Here is a 17689-nt window from a genome sequence, read left to right as displayed (position 1 = left end):
GGCAGCCGGAGATCACTGCTCGCGCACGGGGACGGACACGTACGACGGGTCGTCCGAGGGCGAGGAGAAGGTCAGCTGCGCGCCGGACGGGTTGTGCTCGATGTACAGCGGGTCGACCGTGTCGACCACCAGCGCGAGGCGGTGCCCGGCGGGAACGTCGTAGGCCGTGGAGAACAGGTCCAGGTCGACGCCGAACGGCTCGCCGGGCGTCCGTCCGTGCCAGGTGTACGGCGCGTTCGTGACCAGCTTGCCGACCCCCAGCGGCCCCACGTCGTACAGGTAGGCGATGAGGGTGCCGCTCTCCGCGGTCGGGGTGAGCGTGGTGTGCAGGGTGGCCGTGCCGCGCACCTGCTGGGCGCCGGCGTACCGCTCCGACTGCCACACGGCCGCCCAGCGGCGCGGCAGCAGCGGGATCGCGGCCATCGGCGGCAGCTGGGCGACCTGGTCGAGGATGCTGGAGAGGAAGACGATCCCGCCGTCCGCGCCGGAGTCGACGTTCGCGTGGATGGTGCTGGAGCCCGTGAGCGCGAACTTCCTCCGCGTCGCCTCGACCGACTTCCAGTCCGGGTAGCCCTCGTATCCCCCCGCGCTACGGGACTTCAGCCGGACCGGCTGCTCACGGTCGATGCCGTTGTCGGCTCCCTTGAGGTAGTGGTCGAACCAGCGCCCGGTGTCCGTCCACACGTCGTTGGGCAGTCCGAACAGGCCGGGCAGCTCGGCGGTCGCGTGGTCGCCGGGCCGCAGTTCGAGCCGCTTGGGCCCGGTCAGCTTCTCGTAGAAGCGGGCGTACTGGTTCACCGGGAAGACCGTGTCGCCCCAGGCGTTGGCGAGCATCACGGCCGCGCCGTTGCTGTTCAGCTGGTCGACGTAGGTCGCGGCGGAACGCTTCCGCCCCCAGTCGATCATCTGCTGTTCCTTCGACAGGTTCGAGGAGTACAGGTTGTCGAAGATCTCCCTCAGTTCCGGGCTCTCGCGGCCGGTGAGGGTGGCCGTGCCGTCCAGGACGGCGGCCGCCTGCACGTGCTGGGTGCGGCCCGAGTAGATGGAGTCGATCAGGTCCGCCCAGCCGCTGAGCGCGGCCACGGCCCTGATGCGCTTGTCGTGTGCGGCGGCGAGCAGACTGATCCCGGCGCCGTACGACACCCCCGCCATGCCCACGTGCTGAGGGTCGGCCGGCGTGTGCGCGAGAGCCCAGTCGATGACCTTGGAGGCGTCCGCTACGTCCGGCGGACCGGCCACTTCTATCTGCCCGCCGGACTGCCAGAACCCGCGCACGTTGTAGGTGAGCACCACATAGCCGGAATCGGCGAGCCTCTGTGCCTGGGCGAGGTACTCGACCTGCGGGAAGGACCAGCTCGTGGGCAGTACGAGCAGCGGGTAGCGGCGTGAGCCGTCGGCGCCGGCGGGCGTGACGACGTTCCCCTTCAGTACGGTGCCGCCGTCGCCCGTGATGTCCACGAAGCGCACGGACGGGGCGGCGGCCTCGGCGGCGGGCGCCAGGCCGACGACGGTGCCGGCGATCAGCGCCGCCGAGACCGCTCCGGCGGTGGCGCCGCGCAGTGTGGTGCGACCGTGTCCCATGGGTCACTCCTTCACTAGTCAACAGTGCAAAGTGACCCGACGGTAACCTTGTTCCCTTACCGTAAGTAACCCGTCGGTAAGTTACGTGCCAGTAAAGATTGTTGAGACATTACTCGCCGACGGCGGCAGCCGGTTCCGGCAGGGGCGTCCGCGCCGCCCGCGTCACGTCCGCCACCAGCTCGACCACATCGGGGCCGTACGCCTGGGAGTTGACCACCTTCAGCAGCAGGACGAAGGAACCGGTGCCGTACTTGCGGTGCAGCCGCTCGTGGTGACGGGCGAGATACCGGGTCGCGGCCTGGTTGGTGATGGCGCGCTGGCCGCAGAAGAGGAAAACCGGGCGGGCCTCCGCCCGGACGTCCGCGGTGAGCCGGGCGAGCAGCACGTACTCGCACCGCCCGCGCTCCATGCGGTAGTCCTCCCCGCCGATCCGCAGGGCGCCGAGCTCCGGACCGGCGTCGGTCTCCACGTTCATGCGCGCGCCCGGCAGCAGCGAGGAGAGATGAGCCGCCATCCGGCGGTTCGAGTAGGGGCCGCCCACGCAGAACTCCGTGCGCTCGCCGAAGCCCTGCTGGATGGCGTCGTGCGCCACCACCTGGACGTGCGCGTTGCAGTCCTTGATGAGCGCGGAGAGCTCCAGCAGGGCGAACACGTCGTACCGCTTCACCGACAACTCCGGCCCGCCCGCGGTGTGGTTGACCACCAGCAGCGACTCCGAGTGGTCCGGCATCCCGAAGAACACCTGTTTGCGGCGCAGTCTGCGCCGCCACAGGTACGTTCTGGCGAGCCAGCCGAGCGAGGCCGAGATCCCGGTCGCCACCAGCCCCAGGACGATGTTGCGTACGTCGTCGTTCATGGCCGCGCATGGTAGCGGGCCCGGGCGACGGCCACGTACCCCTGTTCGACGCGCGGCGTTCGTGCGGCAGGGTGCGCAGGCGTACTGTCGGTACTGGACCGATCTGGTTACGCTGCGCGGACTGTCCCGACGGGAGGTACGCATGGGTCGCCCAGCTACGCGGAAACTGGCGGTTCTGGCGGTCTCGGCCGCAATGGTGTCGGTGGGGGCGGCGGCGCCGCCCGCCCCGGCGACGGCCCGTACGGGCGGCAAGGTTCCCGTAGCCGTCGGCTACGGCGGTGCCGTGGCCAGCGTCGACGCGGACGCCTCCGCCGCCGGAATAGAGGTGCTCAGACACGGCGGCAACGCGGTCGACGCGGCCGTCGCCACCGCCGCGGCGCTCGGCGTCACCGAGCCCTACTCCGCCGGCGTCGGCGGAGGCGGCTACTTCGTCTACTACGACGCCAAGACGCGCACCGTGCACACCATCGACGGCCGCGAGACGGCGCCGCTGAGCGCCGACTCCGACCTGTTCACGGAGAACGGCAAGCCGCTCGCGTTCGCCGACGCCGTCAGCAGCGGCCTGAGCGTCGGTACCCCGGGCACCCCCGCCACCTGGCAGCAGGCGCTGGACGAGTGGGGCAGCGACAGGCTCGCCACCGTCCTCAGACCGGCCGAGCGGATCGCCCGGGACGGCTTCACGGTGGACGACACCTTCCGCGCGCAGACCGCGTCCAACGAGGCCCGGTTCCGCTACTTCCCCGACACCGCCAGGCTGTTCCTGCCGGACGGAAAGCTCCCCGTCGTCGGCTCCACCCTGAAGAACCCCGAACTCGCCCGTACCTACGAGGAACTGGGCCGCAGGGGCGTCGGCGCGATCTACCGCGGGGACATCGGCGACGACATCGTCAAGACGGTCGAACACCCGCCCGTGGACCCCGCCTCCGGCTGGAACGCCCGCCCCGGCAAGCTCGCCGAGAAGGACCTCGCCGTCTACCGCGCCAAGCTCCAGGCGCCCACCAGGACGTCGTACCGCGGTCTGAACGTGTACTCCATCGCACCCTCCTCCTCGGGCGGCACGACGGTCGGCGAGGCGCTCAACATCCTGGAGAACACCGACCTGTCGAAGGCCGGCGAGGTGCAGTACCTGCACCACTACATCGAGGCGAGCCGGATCGCCTTCGCCGACCGCGGGCGCTGGGTCGGCGACCCCGCCTTCGAGGACGTACCGACGAGAGAGCTGCTGTCGCAGCGGTACGCCGACTCCCGCGCCTGCCTGATCAAGGACGACGCGGTCCTCACCAGCCCGCTGGCCCCCGGCGACCCGCGCCACCCCACGGCCTGCGCAGCGGGCGGCACGGCGGCCCCGACGACGTACGAGGGCGAGAACACCACGCATCTGACCGTGGCCGACAAGTGGGGCAACGTCGTCGCCTACACGCTCACCATCGAGCAGACCGGCGGCAGCGGCATGACCGTGCCCGGCCGGGGCTTCCTGCTCAACAACGAGCTCACCGACTTCTCCTTCGTCCCGGCCAACCCGGCGGTGCACGACCCGAACCTGCCCGGCCCGGGCAAGCGGCCCCGCTCGTCGATGTCCCCGACGATCGTCCTGGACCGGCACAACAGGCCGGTGGTGGCGCTCGGTTCACCCGGGGGCGCGTCCATCATCACGACCGTGCTGCAGACCCTGACGGAGTTCCTCGACCGGCGTCTGCCGCTGGTCGACGCCATCGCCGCACCCCGCGCCAGCCAGCGCAACGCGGCCAGGACGGAACTCGAACCGGCCCTCTACGACAGCGACACGAGGAAGCAGCTGAAGGCCATCGGGCACTCCTTCTCACTCAACCCGGAGATCGGCGCGGCCACCGGCGTGCAACGGCTGCCGGACGGGAAGTGGCTGGCCGCCGCCGAGAAGGTACGGCGCGGCGGCGGCTCGGCGATGGTGGTGGACCCGGCGCCGTAGGGCCCGCCGAAGGCGCCTCACAACTCCGGTGCGGGCGGCCGGGCTTCCTCCGTACGGAAGTCCAGCCGCCCGTCCCGGGTGCCCACCGTCACCCGGCTGCCCTCGGAGATCGTGCCGTTCAGCAGCAGCCGGGACAGCTGGTTGTCCACCTCCCGCTGGATGGTGCGGCGCAGCGGCCGGGCACCGTACTCCGGCTGGTAGCCCCGCTCGGCGAGCCAGTCGACGGCCTCGGGCGTGAACTCGACCGCGACGCCCTGCCCGTCCAGCAGCCGCCGGGTGCCCTCCAGCAACAGGTCCGTGATCTGCCGCAGTTGCTCACCGGTCAGCTGGCGGAAGACCACGATCTCGTCGATGCGGTTGAGGAACTCCGGCCGGAAGTGCTCGCGCAGCGGGCGCAGGATCTGCTCGCGGCGCGCCTCCTCGTCCGCCTGCGCACCGCCCGGCCCGAACCCGATCCCCGCACCGCGCCGGGTGATCGCCTCGGAGCCGAGGTTGCTCGTCATCACGATGACCGTGTGGGTGAAGTCCACCGTCCGGCCCTGCGAGTCGGTCAGCCGGCCGTCGTCCAGGACCTGGAGCAGGACGTTGAAGACGTCCGGGTGCGCCTTCTCCACCTCGTCGAGCAGGAGCAGCGAGTACGGGTGCCGGCGCACCACCTCGGTGAGCTGCCCGGCCTCCTCGTGCCCGACGTATCCGGGCGGGGCGCCGACCAGCCGGGAGACGGTGTGCCGCTCCTGGTACTCGCTCATGTCCAGGCGGACCATGCGGTCCTCGCTGCCGAACAGCGCGTCGGCGAGCGCCCGGGCCAGCTCGGTCTTGCCGACGCCGGTCGGGCCGAGGAAGAGGAAGCTGCCGATCGGGCGGTGCGGGCTCGCGAGCCCCGCGCGGGAGCGCAGCACGGCCTCGGAGACCACGCCGACGGCCTCCTCCTGGCCGACGACCCGCTGGTGCAGATGCTCCTCCAGGCCGAGCAGCCGTTCCTTCTCCTCCTGGGTGAGGCGGCTGACCGGGATGCCGGTCCGCCGGGACACCACCTCGGCGACGGCCTCCGCCGTCACCTCCAGATCGAGCCCCTCGTCGGCCTTGTCGTCGCCGCTCGCCTCGGCGATCCGCTGCTTCAGCTCGCCGATCCGGTCGCGCAGCTGCTTGGCCTGCTCGTAGTCCTCGTCGGCGACGGCCTGGTCCTTGTCCCGGACCAGCTGCTCGGCCTCCCGCTCCATCGCGCGTACGTCCGTGCCCTTGGTCCGCGCGCCGAGCCGTACCCGGGCGCCGGCCTGGTCGATCAGGTCGATCGCCTTGTCCGGCAGCCGCCGGTCGGTGAGGTAGCGGTCCGACAGCTCCACGGCGGCCAGCAGCGCCTCGTCGGTGTAGCGGACCTGGTGGTGGGCCTCGTACCGGTCGCGCAGCCCGCGCAGGATCTCGGTGGTGTCCTCGACCGTCGGCTCCGGCACCAGGACCGGCTGGAAGCGGCGGGCCAGTGCCGCGTCCTTCTCGATCCGGCGGAACTCCTCCAGCGTGGTCGCGCCCACGATGTGCAGCTCGCCCCGGGCGAGGGCGGGCTTGAGGATGTTGCCGGCGTCCATCGCGCCGCCCTCGCCGCCGGAACCCGCGCCGACGACGGTGTGCAGCTCGTCGATGAACACGATCAGCCGGTCGGAGTTGGCGCGGATCTCCTCCACGATGTTGTTCAGGCGCTCCTCGAAGTCGCCCCGGTAGCGGGTGCCGGCCACGACCCCGGTGAGGTCCAGGGCGACGACCCGGCGGCCCGCGAGCACGTCCGGGACGTCCCCGTCCGCGATGCGCTGCGCGAGGCCTTCGACGATGGCCGTCTTGCCCACGCCGGCGTCGCCGATCAGCACCGGGTTGTTCTTGCCGCGCCGCGACAGCACCTCGATGGTCTGCTCGATCTCGGCGTCCCGGCCGATCACCGGGTCGATCCGGCCCTGCCGGGCCAGCTCGGTCATGTCACGGCCGTACTTGTCCAGCGTGGGCGTGCCGGTGGCGCGCTGCCGTTCCGGGCGCGTCTGGGTGGTCTCCGGGGCCTCGGCCGGCAGCGAGCCGGCCGAGAACCGGGCCGCGTGCAGGATGTGGCCGGCCGCCGAGTCCGGGTTGGCGGCCAGCGCGCTCAGCACGTGCTCGGGGCCGATGTACCCGGCGCCGCTCGCCCGCGCCATGTCGTGCGCGTCCAGCAGGGCGCGCTTGACGGCCGGGGTGAGCGACAGCGAGGTCGGCGGGGGCACCTCGCCGGGCGGGTGCTGCACCGGGCCGGCCCGGTCGTCGATCTCCGTCGCGAGCGAGTCCGGGTCCGCGCCCGCCCGGCTCAGCAGGCTCCGGGTGGGCTCGGCCGCGACCGCCGCGCGCAGCAGGTGCTGGGTGTCCAGATCCCGGCTGCCGTGCTCGGCGGCGTACACGGCGGCCCCTCTGACCAGCTCACGGGCCGGCTGGCTGAGCAGGCGGCCGATGTCGATGTGGCGGGGCCCTTGCGCCCCGCTCGGGGGGCCGCCGAAGAAGCGGGCCATGAATTCACCGAAGGGGTCAGGAGGGTAGCCGTTGGTCATCGCATGGTTCCTTCGCTGACGGCATGCGGAGCGGCCGGGTAACCCGGGGGTGGGTTGCTCATGCCCACCTTGTCACGATCCGTGGGGGTGGGCATGTTCGCCTACGGCCGAGGCGCTGGTGCGCGGCCCGCGGGCGCCTGCCGCGCCGTGAGGATCCGGGGACCGGAGTGCGTGACGGCGACGGTGTGCTCGACGTGGGCCGCGCGGGAGCCGTCGCTCGTGCGCAGGGTCCAGCCGTCGCCGGCCTCGTGGTAGGCGTCCTTGCCGCCGGCGATGAGCATCGGCTCGATCGCGAGGACCATGCCGGGGCGCAGCGGCAGTCCGCGCCCCGGACGGCCCTCGTTGGGGACGTCGGGCTCCTCGTGCATACGACGGCCCACGCCGTGGCCGCCGAAGCCCTGCGGGATGCCGTAGCCGGCCGCGCGGCACACCCGGCCGACGGCGTGGGCGATGTCGCCGACGCGGTTGCCGGCGACGGCCGCCTCGATGCCCGCCGCCAGGGCGCGCTCGGCCGTCTCGATCAGCCGGAGGTCCGCCGGACGGGGGCGGCCCACCGTGAAGCTCAGCGCGGAGTCGCCGGCCCAGCCGTCCAGCTCCGCGCCGCAGTCCACGGAGAGCAGGTCGCCGTCGCGCAGCCGGTACCGGGTGGGGATGCCGTGCACGATCGCGTCGTTCACGGAGGCGCAGATCACCGCCGGGTAGGGGGTCGGGGCGAAGGAGGGGCGGTAGCCGAGGAACGGCGACGAGGCCCCGGCCTCGCGCAGCACCTCCCGTGCCACCTCGTCCAGCTCCAGCAGCGAGACGCCGACTTCCGCGGCCTGCCGTACCGCCGTCAGGGCCCGCCCGACGACCTGGCCCGCCGCGTGCATCGCGTCGATCGACGCGTCCGTCTTCAGTTCCACCATGCCAATTACTATACCGGTATTTAAATGGGGAAGGCGGAGGTGGGCGGTATTAGAATGGGTGCATGGTGCGCACCCCCCTCACCCCCGAAGAGCGTGAACGCGGCGAGCGGCTCGGGCAGTTGCTGCGCGAGGCGCGCGGCGGCCGGAGCATGGCCGAGGTCGCCGCGCGGGCGGGCGTCTCCGCCGAGACGCTCCGCAAGATCGAGACGGGCCGGGCGCCGACGCCCGCGTTCTTCACCGTGGCCGCGCTCGCCCAGGTCCTCGGGCTGTCGATGGACGAGCTGGTCGCGCGGTGCGCGCTCGCGCCCGTGTGAGGTGACGGCTCCGCGCAACGGCCCCCGGCCCGCGATGAGGCGCCCGCGCACTGCCGGAAAACTCTGTGTAGCAGTGCCGTAACACGACTGGTGTTGCCTGCCCGATGGAAGTGCCGGCGGTCGGGCGGGAGCTGAGCGATGGCGGTGGATCGACTCCCCGGTGGGGAGCGGGAGTTCGCGAGCTACCTGGACGGCCTGCTGGCGCGCATGGAGCAGGGCGGTGGCTGGAGCGGGGTCTTCTGGCGGCGCGACCCCGACGGCATGCGGGCCTGCCTGGACGGGAGCGAGGTGCCGCCGTGGGACGTCGTGGAGGCGCTGCTGGCGGACTTCGCCGCGGAGTACGGCCCCGCCGCCGCGGCGGCCGAGCTTGAGCGCGCCCGCGCCCTGTACCGGGCCGCGCTCACGGCGTACGACGCCCGGCCCGGCGCGCGGGACACCCTGGCCGACCGCCTCGACGTCATGCTCCGCGAGCAGCGCTACGCCGTCGAACGCCAGGCCGCGCTGACCCGCCTGCTGTCCGCCCCGGCCTCCGCCGAGGAGGCCGACTCCCTGCGCCTCGACCTCGCCTGGGCCCGGGACGACCACGCCCGCGCCACCGCGAGGTGCGCGGAACTGCGGGACCGCCTGACGGAGCTGGCCCGCCGGGAGGCGGGCCACCCTGCCGTGCCCCTGGAGACACCACCCCACAGGCCCCTCGACAGGGACGAGTGGGACGCGGCTGGGCGTCTTCAGGGCGTGGCCCGGGATGCCGCCGGGCCTCTTGAGGGGCCGGCCCGGGATGCCGCCGGGCGCCTTGAGGGGGCCGAGCGGGGTGCGGCCGGGCCGGTCCGGGACGCCGGCCGGCGACCGCCCCAGGCCGCTTCCGCCCCCGCCTCCCCGCGTACCGAACCCCATGTCCGCTCCGGGGCCGGCTCGGAGTCCTGGCCGGCCGGCCCCGCCTCCGACGCCGCTGGTCGTGCCGCCGCGTCCGCCTTCGACGAAGGCTTCCGATCGGCTGCCTTCACGGCGAGTCCTCCTGCTGCGGCCCAGCCGTCCCCGTTCGCCGATGCCGATGCCGATGCCGATGCCGATGCCGATGCCGATGCCGCTGCCGGGGGCCGGCCCTCGTATCCGGTCGCGTCCGGCGTTGGCGAGGAGTCCGACCTTCTCGGCTTCGCCGCGGGCGCCGCCGCCCCGGCGCGGCCCTTCCCGCCCACGGGCGCCGCCCCTTCCGGCCCGTCCGTACAGGTGCCCATGGACGCCGCCGCCCCCGGTCCGTCCGCACAAGCGCTCGCGGACGGACCGGTGCCGCCCGTGGTGGCCCCAGGGGAGGCCGGGCCACGGGCAGGGGCGTCTTCCGTGTCCGCCAAGCCGCGCAGACGGCGTCGTGGCGGTGCGCGGTTCGCCGGGATGGCGGAGGACGGGGACCTCGTGCAGCAGGTGCCGTCCGTCATGCCGGAGGCGCCCGCGCGTGGGGCGCGGTTCGCCGGGGGTGCGGAGGCCGCCGAGGCGGAGCCGGACGGTGGCGGGACGGTGGACCCGGCGGCGGGAGCGGCCGTCGCCGGGGTCGTGGAGCGGCTGGCGCGGTTGCGGGCCGAGGGTCGCAGCGGGGAGGCGCACGTACTGCTGACCGAGGCCGCGCAGTGGCCCGCCGGCCGGTTCCCGCCGCTCGCGGACGCGCTGGACCGCGCCGGGCTCGGTGCCGACTGGGCGACGCTGCTGTGGGAGGCCGCCTCGCTGCCCGCGGAGCGGCTGGTCGCCGTCGCCGACGCGCTGACCGCCGTCGGCCGGGACGCCGACGGGCGGCAGCTGCTGCGGCAGGGCGTGGCCCGTCCACCGGAGCAGATCGGCGCGGCCGTGCTGCGGCTGGAGGAGGAGGGCCGCCGGCGGGAGACGGAAGCCTTGCTGGACGCGTGTGTACGGGTCCGTACCGCCGGGGAAGCCGCCCGCAGCGCCGCCCCCGCTCCCCACCGGCTCGTCCCGCTGCTCCTGCGTGCCGCGCGGGCCGTCTCCGACGAGCGGTACTGGGACCTCGTGCACGCACTGCGGGTGGCCGGGCACACGACGTGACCGGCGCCCCAGGAGACATGTCCTGGTCTGCCCCGCTTCACCCCTGCGGGCGGTCGTGGTGCTCACCCACAGGAGTGTGAAACGTGATCGACTCCGCGGGTTGACGACGATGGTCTTGGCAAGGGCCTCCAGGAGGCTTACTTTCGTCCCTCTACGGCCTGCTCTACGGGCGTAGAGGCTCTGACGGTCGCGTCGAAGGAGCAGCTCATGACCAACGTCGTACGAGCCGCACTGGTCCAGGCCACCTGGACCGGCGACACCGAGTCCATGGTGGCCAAACACGAGGAGCACGCCCGCGAGGCGGCCCGCGCCGGCGCGAGGATCATCGGGTTCCAGGAAGTCTTCAACTCGCCCTACTTCTGCCAGGTCCAGGAACCGGAGCACTACCGCTGGGCCGAGCCGGTGCCCGACGGGCCGACCGTCCGCCGGATGCGGGACCTCGCCAGGGAGACCGGCATGGTCGTCGTCGTACCGGTCTTCGAGGTCGAGCGGTCCGGCTTCTACTACAACACCGCCGCCGTGATCGACGCCGACGGCAGCTACCTCGGCAAGTACCGCAAGCACCACATCCCGCAGGTCAAGGGCTTCTGGGAGAAGTACTACTTCAAGCCGGGCAACCTCGGCTGGCCCGTCTTCGACACCGCTGTGGGCAAGGTCGGCGTCTACATCTGCTACGACCGGCACTTCCCGGAGGGCTGGCGCCAACTCGGTCTGAACGGCGCCCAGTTGGTCTACAACCCCTCGGCCACCCACCGCGGCCTCTCGGCCCACCTGTGGCAGCTGGAGCAGCCCGCGGCGGCCGTCGCCAACGAGTACTTCGTCGCCGCCATCAACCGGGTGGGGCAGGAGGAGTACGGCGACAACGACTTCTACGGGACCAGTTACTTCGTCGATCCGCGCGGGCAGTTCGTCGGCGGGGCCGCGAGCGACAAGGCCGAGGAACTCCTCGTCCGCGACCTCGATTTCGGCCTCATCGACGAAGTGCGGCAGCAGTGGGCCTTCTACCGCGACCGCCGTCCCGACGCCTACGAAGGACTGGTGCAGCCGTGAACGACCTCTACTCCCGCCACCGCCAGGTCCTCCCCGACTGGCTCGCCCTCTACTACGACGAGCCGATCGAGATCACCCACGGCGAGGGCCGCCACGTCTGGGACTCCGCCGGCAACAAGTACCTGGACTTCTTCGGCGGCATCCTGACGACGATGACCGCACACGCGCTGCCCGAGGTGACCAAGGCGGTCAGCGAGCAGGCCGGGCGGATCGTCCACTCCTCGACGCTGTACCTGAACCGGCCGATGGTCGACCTGGCCGAGCGCATCGCCCACCTCAGCGGCATCCCGGACGCCCGGGTCTTCTTCACCACCTCAGGCACCGAGGCCAACGACACCGCGCTGCTGCTCGCCACCACCCACCGGCGCAGCAACACGGTCCTGGCGATGCGCAACAGCTACCACGGCCGCTCCTTCAGCACGGTCGGCATCACCGGCAACCGCGGCTGGTCGCCGACCTCGCTGTCGCCGCTGCAGACCCTGTACGTCCACGGCGGCGTCCGCACCCGGGGACCGTACGCCGCGCTGGACGACCGGGCGTTCATCGACGCGTGCGTCGCCGACCTGAAGGACATCCTGGGGCACACCCGGCCGCCCGCCGCGCTGATCGCCGAACCCATCCAGGGCGTCGGCGGCTTCACCTCCCCGCCCGACGGCCTCTACGCCGCCTTCCGCGAGGTCCTGGACGAGCAGGGCGTCCTGTGGATCGCCGACGAGGTGCAGACCGGCTGGGGCCGCACCGGCGAGCACTTCTGGGGCTGGCAGGCGCATGCCCGCAGCGGCCCGCCGGACATCGTCACCTTCGCCAAGGGCATCGGCAACGGAAGCTCGATCGGCGGGGTGATCGCCCGCGCCGAGATCATGAACTGCCTGGACGCCAACAGCATCTCCACCTTCGGCGGCACCCAGCTCACCATGGCGGCCGGGCTGGCGAACCTGGCGTATCTGCTGGAGCACGACCTGCAGGGCAACGCCCGCCGGGTCGGCGGCCTGCTCATCGAGCGGCTGCGTGCCGTCGCCGCGCAACTGCCCGGCGTGCGCGAGGTGCGCGGGCGTGGCCTGATGATCGGCGTCGAACTGGTCAGGCCCGGCACCGACGAGGCCGACCCGCGGGCGGCCGCCGCCGTACTGGAGGCGGCCCGCGAGGGCGGGCTGCTCATCGGCAAGGGAGGCGGGCACGACACCAGCGCCCTGCGCATCGCCCCACCGCTGTCGCTCACCGTCGCCGAGGCGGAGGAGGGCGCGGCGATCCTGGAACGGGCGCTCAGGAGCGCCTACTAGAGGGAGCACGTACTAGAGAACGGGTGTACGGCCATGACGACCACCTGGGAATCCCGGCACGTCCCTGCCCCGGAACCCGCCCTCTCCGTCCGCCAGGTGCTCACCCTGGAGCGGGTGCTCGCCGGGGAGCCCGAGGTGGTGGCCGGGGCCGGGCAGCTCGACCGGCCGGTGCGCTGGGTGCACGTCGCCGAGGCCGCCGACGTCGGCGTGATGCTCAGCGGCGGCGAGATGGTGCTCACCACCGGCGTGCTCCTGGCCGGCGACGAGGCCAAGCAGGCCGAGTACATCCAGTCGCTGCACCGGGCGGAGGCCGCCGCCGTCGTACTCGGCCTCGGACGGGCCTTCCCGGCGCCGCCCGAGGTGATGCGCCGGGCCGCCGAGCGGTGCGGACTGCCGATGGTCGTCCTGCACCGGCCCTTCCCCTTCGCCGAGCTGACCGAGGAGGTCCAGTGCCGGCTGGTGCGGCGCAAGTTCGCCGCCGTCAGCCTCTCGGAGGCCGTACGGACCGAACTCACCGCCCTGATCACGGCCGGTGCTCCGCTGCAGCGCCTGCTCGACGAGGTCGCCCGGCACAGCGGCTGCCCGGTCGTGGTCACCAACCTCGCCCACCGCGTCCTCGCCACGGCGGGGGAGCGGTCCGCGGTGGACGACGTGCTGCGCGACTGGGAGCGGGTCGCCCGGCAGGCCGGCGCGGGCGCGGGCGGCGGCTGGATCAGCGCCGAACTGGGCGGACGAGGGGAGCGCTGGGGCCGGCTGCTGCTGTGCGGCTACCGGGGCGAGACGGCCACCGGGCGGCTGCTCGCCGACCGCGCCGCCGAGGCACTGGTCCTGCACCGCATGCTCGGCGGCGGCTCCGCTCCCTCCTGGGAGGAGGAGTCCGCACAGAGCCTGCTGACCGACCTGGTCTCCGGTGTCGTACCGGCCTGCCGGCTGCTGCCCAGGGCACGCGCGGCCGGGCTGCCCGTCAACCGGCGCACCTTCGTCCCGCTGGTCGTCCTGGACCGTACGGCGGCCGAACTGGACCGTGTGCTGCGCCTGCTGGGCCTGTCCGGGCTGGTCGCCGAACTCGCCGACGGCGCGGCCGCCGTGCTGCTCAGTCTCGCCCGCGACCAGGACGCCGAGGTCCTCACCGCCCACTTCGCGGCCCGGCTGAGCGCCGGGGCACAGGCCGTGGTCGCCGCCGCCGGCCCCCGCACCGCCTGGGACGACGTGCCCGCCGGACTGCGCGAGGCCCGGCATGTCGCCGACGCCGTCGCCGACTCCTCGGCCGCCCTCGCCCTGCCGGCCGTCGTACGCCTCAAGGACGTACACCTGCGCGGCCTGATCCGCCTGCTGCGCGACGACCCGCAGGTGCAGTCCTTCGCCGAGCGGGAGCTGGACGGGCTGCTCGGCGACACCGAGCCGGAGTTGCTGAACGTCCTGCGGACCTATCTGGCGACCGGCCGCAACAAGTCCCGCACCGCCCAGCTCCACCATGTCTCCCGGCCCGCCCTCTACCGCCGCCTGGAGGCCATACAGGGCCGCCTCGGTGTCGACCTGGACGACTTCGAACAGGCGGCCTCCGTGCACATCGCGCTCCTCGCGCATGATGCGCAACAGGGGTGAAACATGCGACGACCTGCGAAAACGGCGGTGAAACATGGGACTGCGCAGACGTGACACGGTGGCACGCCGCACGCCCGCAGACGTGACACGCTGCCCATCGAACGCTCCCCGCGGGCTTCCTAGGCTCACGGCACACCGAGCTACCGGAGGTCCCGATGAGCCGAGTGATCCGTGCCGCCCTCTTCCAGACCGCCTGGACCGGCGACAAGGAATCCATGATCCAGGTGCACGAGCAGGCGGCCCGCGACGCCGCCGCGCAGGGCGCCCAGGTCCTCTGCTTCCAGGAGCTGTTCTACGGCCCCTACTTCTGCCAGGTCCAGGACAAGGCCTTCTACGAGTACGCCGAGCGGATCCCCGAGGGTCCGACCGTCCAGCGCTTCCAGGCACTCGCCCGCGAACTGGGCATCGTCCTGGTCCTGCCGATGTACGAGGAGGAGCAGCCGGGAGTCCTCTACAACACCGCGGCCGTGATCGACGCGGACGGCTCCTACCTCGGCAAGTACCGCAAGACCCACATCCCCCAAGTACGGGGGTTCTGGGAGAAGTTCTACTTCCGTCCGGGCAACAGCGGCTGGCCCGTCTTCGACACGGCCGTCGGCCGGATCGGCGTCTACATCTGCTACGACCGCCACTTCCCGGAGGGCTGGCGGGCGCTGGGCCTCGCCGGTGCCGAGATCGTGTTCAACCCGTCGGCCACCTCGCGCGGTCTGTCCCGGTACCTGTGGCAGCTGGAGCAGCCCGCGGCGGCCGTGGCCAACGAGTACTTCGTCGGTGCGATCAACCGGGTCGGGGTGGAGGATCTGGGCGACAACGACTTCTACGGCACGACCTACTTCGTGGACCCCGAGGCCCAGTTCGTCGGCGAGGTGGCGAGCGACAAGGAGACCGAACTGGTGGTCCGCGACCTGGACCTGGCGAAACTCCGCGAGGTCCGCGACCGCTGGCAGTTCTACCGGGACCGGGCGCCGGGGGCGTACGAGCCCTTGACGGCGCCGTGACCAGCGCCCCGTGAGGGGGCGGGACCGTGCTCGACATGCGGCCACCGCCGCGTGGGCGCGCTCAGCCACAGACAACCGCACGCGACCAACGAAGGAGTGGGCCCCATGACTGGACGTACCGTCATCCGCGGAGGCCTGGTCATCACCGCATCCGACGAGATCCACGCCGACGTCCTGATCGAGGACGGCCGCGTCGCCGCCCTCGCCGCGTCGGGCACCCCCGCCGCCGGGGCGTTCACCGCCGAGCGGGCCATCGACGCCACCGGGAAGTACGTGATCCCGGGCGGTGTCGACGCCCACACCCACATGGAGCTGCCGTTCGGCGGCACCTTCGCCTCCGACACCTTCGAGACCGGCACCCGGGCCGCCGCCTGGGGCGGTACGACGACGATCGTCGACTTCGCGGTGCAGAGCGTCGGCCACACCCTGCGCGAGGGCCTGGACACCTGGCACGCCAAGGCCGAGGGCAACTGCGCGATCGACTACGCCTTCCACATGATCGTCTCCGATGTGAACCAGGAGACGCTCAAGGAGATGGATCTCCTCGTGGAGGAAGGCGTGACCTCGTTCAAGCAGTTCATGGCCTACCCGGGCGTCTTCTACTCGGACGACGGGCAGATCCTGCGCGCCATGCAGCGCTCCGCCGAGAACGGCGGTCTGATCATGATGCACGCCGAGAACGGCATCGCCATCGACGTCCTGGTCGAGCAGGCGCTGGCGCGCGGCGAGACCGACCCCCGCTACCACGGCGAGGTCCGCAAGGCGCTGCTGGAGGCCGAGGCCACCCACCGCGCCATCCGGCTCGCGCAGGTCGCCGGCGCCCCGCTGTACGTCGTGCACGTCTCGGCCATGGAGGCGGTGGCCGAGCTGGCGCGGGCACGCGACGAGGGGCTGAACGTCTTCGGCGAGACCTGTCCGCAGTACCTGTTCCTGTCGACCGACAACCTCGCCGAGCCGGACTTCGAGGGTTCGAAGTACGTGTGCAGCACGCCCCTGCGGCCGAAGGAGCACCAGGCCAGGCTGTGGCAGGGGCTGCGGACGAACGACCTGCAGGTCGTCTCCACCGACCACTGCCCCTTCTGCTTCGTGGGCCAGAAGGAGCTCGGCCGCGGGGACTTCTCGAAGATCCCCAACGGCCTTCCCGGCGTCGAGAACCGCATGGACCTGCTCCACCAGGCCGTCCTCGACGGGCACATCTCCCGCCGCCGCTGGATCGAGATCGCCTGCGCCACCCCCGCCCGCATGTTCGGCCTGTACCCGAAGAAGGGCACCATCGCCCCGGGCGCCGACGCCGACATCGTCATCTACGACCCGCACGCCGAGCAGGTCATGTCGGCCGAGACGCACCACATGAACGTCGACTACTCGGCCTATGAGGGCAAGCGCGTCACCGGCCGGGTCGAGACCGTGCTCTCCCGCGGCGAGGCGGTCATCACCGAGCGCGAGTACACCGGGCACGCCGGCCACGGCGTCTTCACCCCGCGCTCCACCTGTCAGTACCTCAACTAGGAGTGGCGCTCATGGACTTCGGACTCGTCCTGCAGACCGACCCGCCCGCCTCCCGCGTCGTCAGCCTGATGAAGCGGGCCGAGCGCAACGGGTTCACGTACGGCTGGACGTTCGACTCCGCCGTGCTCTGGCAGGAGCCGTTCGTGATCTACAGCCAGATCCTCGCGAACACCACGAAGCTGACGGTCGGCCCGATGGTCACCAACCCGGGCACCCGCACCTGGGAGGTCACCGCCTCCACCTTCGCCACCCTCAACGACATGTTCGGCAACCGCACCGTCTGCGGCATCGGCCGCGGCGACTCGGCGATGCGGGTCGCGGGCCGCAAACCGAACACCCTCGCCCGGATCAGCGAGGCCATGAAGGTCATCCGCGCCCTCGGCCGGGGCGAGGAGGCCGACCTCGGCGGCACGGTGATCAGGTTCCCGTGGATCAAGCCGGGCGCCGAACTCCCGGTCTGGATGGCCGCGTACGGCCCCAAGGCGCTGAAGATGACCGGCGAGGAGGCCGACGGGTTCATTCTCCAGCTGTCCGACCTGTACCTGACCGAGTACATGGTGAAGGCGGTCAAGGACGCGGCGGTCGCCGCCGGGCGTGACCCGTCGAAGGTGACGATCTGCGTGGCGGCGCCCGCGTACGTCACCGAGGACGACTCGCCCGAGGCCCTCGCCCACGCCCGCGAACAGTGCCGCTGGTTCGGCGGCATGGTCGGCAACCACGTCGCCGACCTGGTCGCCAAGTACGGCGAACACTCCGCCCAGGTCCCCGACGCGCTCACCGATTACATCAAGGCACGGCAGGGCTACGACTACGCCCACCACGGACGCAGCGGCAACCCTGACACCCAGTTCGTGCCGGACGAGATCGTCGACCGGTTCTGTGTCATCGGGCCGCCAGAGGCACACATCGAGAAGCTGAACGCGCTCCGCGCGCTGGGCGTCGACCAGTTCGCGGTGTACGACATGCACGACGCGCAGGAGGCCACCATCGACGCGTACGGCGCGACGGTGATCCCGGCCGTCAACTCCTGACCGCTCCA

13 protein-coding genes are annotated in these 17689 nt (G+C 72.2%); 9 read left to right on the top strand and 4 right to left on the bottom strand.

Annotated features, from left to right (window positions below; all coding sequences use genetic code 11):
* Positions 1-12 precede the first annotated feature (12 nt).
* Together IO33_RS0123785 and IO33_RS0123780 are read right to left on the bottom strand one after the other, a co-directional pair.
* Entirely contained in the window at positions 13-1581 is a 1569-nt protein-coding gene (locus tag IO33_RS0123785; RefSeq protein ID WP_031168310.1) for a CocE/NonD family hydrolase, read from the bottom strand.
* Positions 1582-1690: 109 nt separating this feature from the next.
* On the bottom strand, positions 1691-2437 hold the full coding sequence (locus tag IO33_RS0123780) for a hypothetical protein (protein ID WP_031168308.1): 747 nt from the start codon (positions 2435-2437) through the stop codon (positions 1691-1693).
* A 142-nt stretch (positions 2438-2579) separates the two neighbouring features.
* On the opposite strand from IO33_RS0123780, the gene ggt reads away from it, so the two are divergent.
* The gene (gene ggt / locus IO33_RS0123775) at positions 2580-4382 is read left to right on the top strand and encodes a gamma-glutamyltransferase (protein WP_031168306.1); all 1803 of its coding nucleotides are present in this window, start codon (positions 2580-2582) and stop codon (positions 4380-4382) included.
* 17 nt (positions 4383-4399) lie between these two features.
* Here the strand turns inward: ggt and IO33_RS0123770 are convergent, their stop codons facing one another.
* Both IO33_RS0123770 and map read right to left on the bottom strand, forming a co-directional pair.
* Complete coding sequence (locus IO33_RS0123770; protein WP_031168304.1) at positions 4400-6940, bottom strand: ATP-dependent Clp protease ATP-binding subunit; 2541 nt, start codon at positions 6938-6940, stop codon at positions 4400-4402.
* 101 nt (positions 6941-7041) lie between these two features.
* Complete coding sequence (map, locus tag IO33_RS0123765) at positions 7042-7845, bottom strand: type I methionyl aminopeptidase (RefSeq protein ID WP_031168302.1); 804 nt, start codon at positions 7843-7845, stop codon at positions 7042-7044.
* Positions 7846-7907: 62 nt separating this feature from the next.
* Here map and IO33_RS0123760 point away from each other — a divergent pair, with 62 nt between their 5' ends.
* The 8 genes from IO33_RS0123760 (at position 7908) to IO33_RS0123725 (ending at position 17681) form a co-directional block, all read left to right on the top strand.
* Entirely contained in the window at positions 7908-8159 is a 252-nt protein-coding gene (locus IO33_RS0123760; RefSeq protein WP_031168300.1) for a helix-turn-helix domain-containing protein, read from the top strand.
* Positions 8160-8297: 138 nt separating this feature from the next.
* On the top strand, positions 8298-10208 hold the full coding sequence (locus tag IO33_RS0123755) for a hypothetical protein (protein ID WP_031168298.1): 1911 nt from the start codon (positions 8298-8300) through the stop codon (positions 10206-10208).
* A 207-nt stretch (positions 10209-10415) separates the two neighbouring features.
* Entirely contained in the window at positions 10416-11258 is an 843-nt protein-coding gene (locus IO33_RS0123750) for a nitrilase-related carbon-nitrogen hydrolase (protein WP_031168296.1), read from the top strand.
* Positions 11255-12538 (top strand): aspartate aminotransferase family protein, encoded by a 1284-nt coding sequence (locus IO33_RS0123745; RefSeq protein ID WP_031168294.1) that lies wholly within the window; start codon positions 11255-11257, stop codon positions 12536-12538. The genes IO33_RS0123750 and IO33_RS0123745 overlap by 4 nt, the downstream gene beginning before the upstream one ends.
* Positions 12539-12571: 33 nt before the next feature.
* Positions 12572-14143 carry a PucR family transcriptional regulator gene (locus IO33_RS0123740; protein ID WP_031168292.1) on the top strand — a complete coding sequence of 524 codons (1572 nt, stop codon included), beginning with the start codon at positions 12572-12574 and terminating at the stop codon, positions 14141-14143.
* Between the two features lie 155 nt (positions 14144-14298).
* Complete coding sequence (locus IO33_RS0123735; protein WP_031168290.1) at positions 14299-15141, top strand: nitrilase-related carbon-nitrogen hydrolase; 843 nt, start codon at positions 14299-14301, stop codon at positions 15139-15141.
* A 105-nt stretch (positions 15142-15246) separates the two neighbouring features.
* Positions 15247-16650 carry a dihydropyrimidinase gene (gene hydA, locus IO33_RS0123730; RefSeq protein WP_031168288.1) on the top strand — a complete coding sequence of 468 codons (1404 nt, stop codon included), beginning with the start codon at positions 15247-15249 and terminating at the stop codon, positions 16648-16650.
* 11 nt (positions 16651-16661) lie between these two features.
* Positions 16662-17681 carry a TIGR03842 family LLM class F420-dependent oxidoreductase gene (locus IO33_RS0123725; RefSeq protein WP_031168286.1) on the top strand — a complete coding sequence of 340 codons (1020 nt, stop codon included), beginning with the start codon at positions 16662-16664 and terminating at the stop codon, positions 17679-17681.
* Positions 17682-17689: the final 8 nt, after the last annotated feature.

This window comes from Streptomyces durhamensis (assembly GCF_000725475.1).
GTDB lineage: Bacteria > Actinomycetota > Actinomycetes > Streptomycetales > Streptomycetaceae > Streptomyces > Streptomyces filipinensis.
The sequence above is the reverse complement of the archived record's forward strand: the minus strand, read 5'-3'. Positions and strand labels throughout refer to the sequence as shown.

Coding starts and splice junctions, on each gene's coding strand:
- IO33_RS0123785 (WP_031168310.1), bottom strand. CDS start 1,581: ATGGGACACGGTCGCACCACACTGCGCGGCGCCACCGCCGGAGCGGTC.
- IO33_RS0123780 (WP_031168308.1), bottom strand. CDS start 2,437: ATGAACGACGACGTACGCAACATCGTCCTGGGGCTGGTGGCGACCGGG.
- IO33_RS0123725 (WP_031168286.1), top strand. CDS start 16,662: ATGGACTTCGGACTCGTCCTGCAGACCGACCCGCCCGCCTCCCGCGTC.
- IO33_RS0123760 (WP_031168300.1), top strand. CDS start 7,908: ATGGTGCGCACCCCCCTCACCCCCGAAGAGCGTGAACGCGGCGAGCGG.
- IO33_RS0123750 (WP_031168296.1), top strand. CDS start 10,416: ATGACCAACGTCGTACGAGCCGCACTGGTCCAGGCCACCTGGACCGGC.
- ggt (WP_031168306.1), top strand. CDS start 2,580: ATGGGTCGCCCAGCTACGCGGAAACTGGCGGTTCTGGCGGTCTCGGCC.
- IO33_RS0123770 (WP_031168304.1), bottom strand. CDS start 6,940: ATGACCAACGGCTACCCTCCTGACCCCTTCGGTGAATTCATGGCCCGC.
- IO33_RS0123735 (WP_031168290.1), top strand. CDS start 14,299: ATGAGCCGAGTGATCCGTGCCGCCCTCTTCCAGACCGCCTGGACCGGC.
- hydA (WP_031168288.1), top strand. CDS start 15,247: ATGACTGGACGTACCGTCATCCGCGGAGGCCTGGTCATCACCGCATCC.
- IO33_RS0123755 (WP_031168298.1), top strand. CDS start 8,298: ATGGCGGTGGATCGACTCCCCGGTGGGGAGCGGGAGTTCGCGAGCTAC.
- map (WP_031168302.1), bottom strand. CDS start 7,845: ATGGTGGAACTGAAGACGGACGCGTCGATCGACGCGATGCACGCGGCG.
- IO33_RS0123740 (WP_031168292.1), top strand. CDS start 12,572: ATGACGACCACCTGGGAATCCCGGCACGTCCCTGCCCCGGAACCCGCC.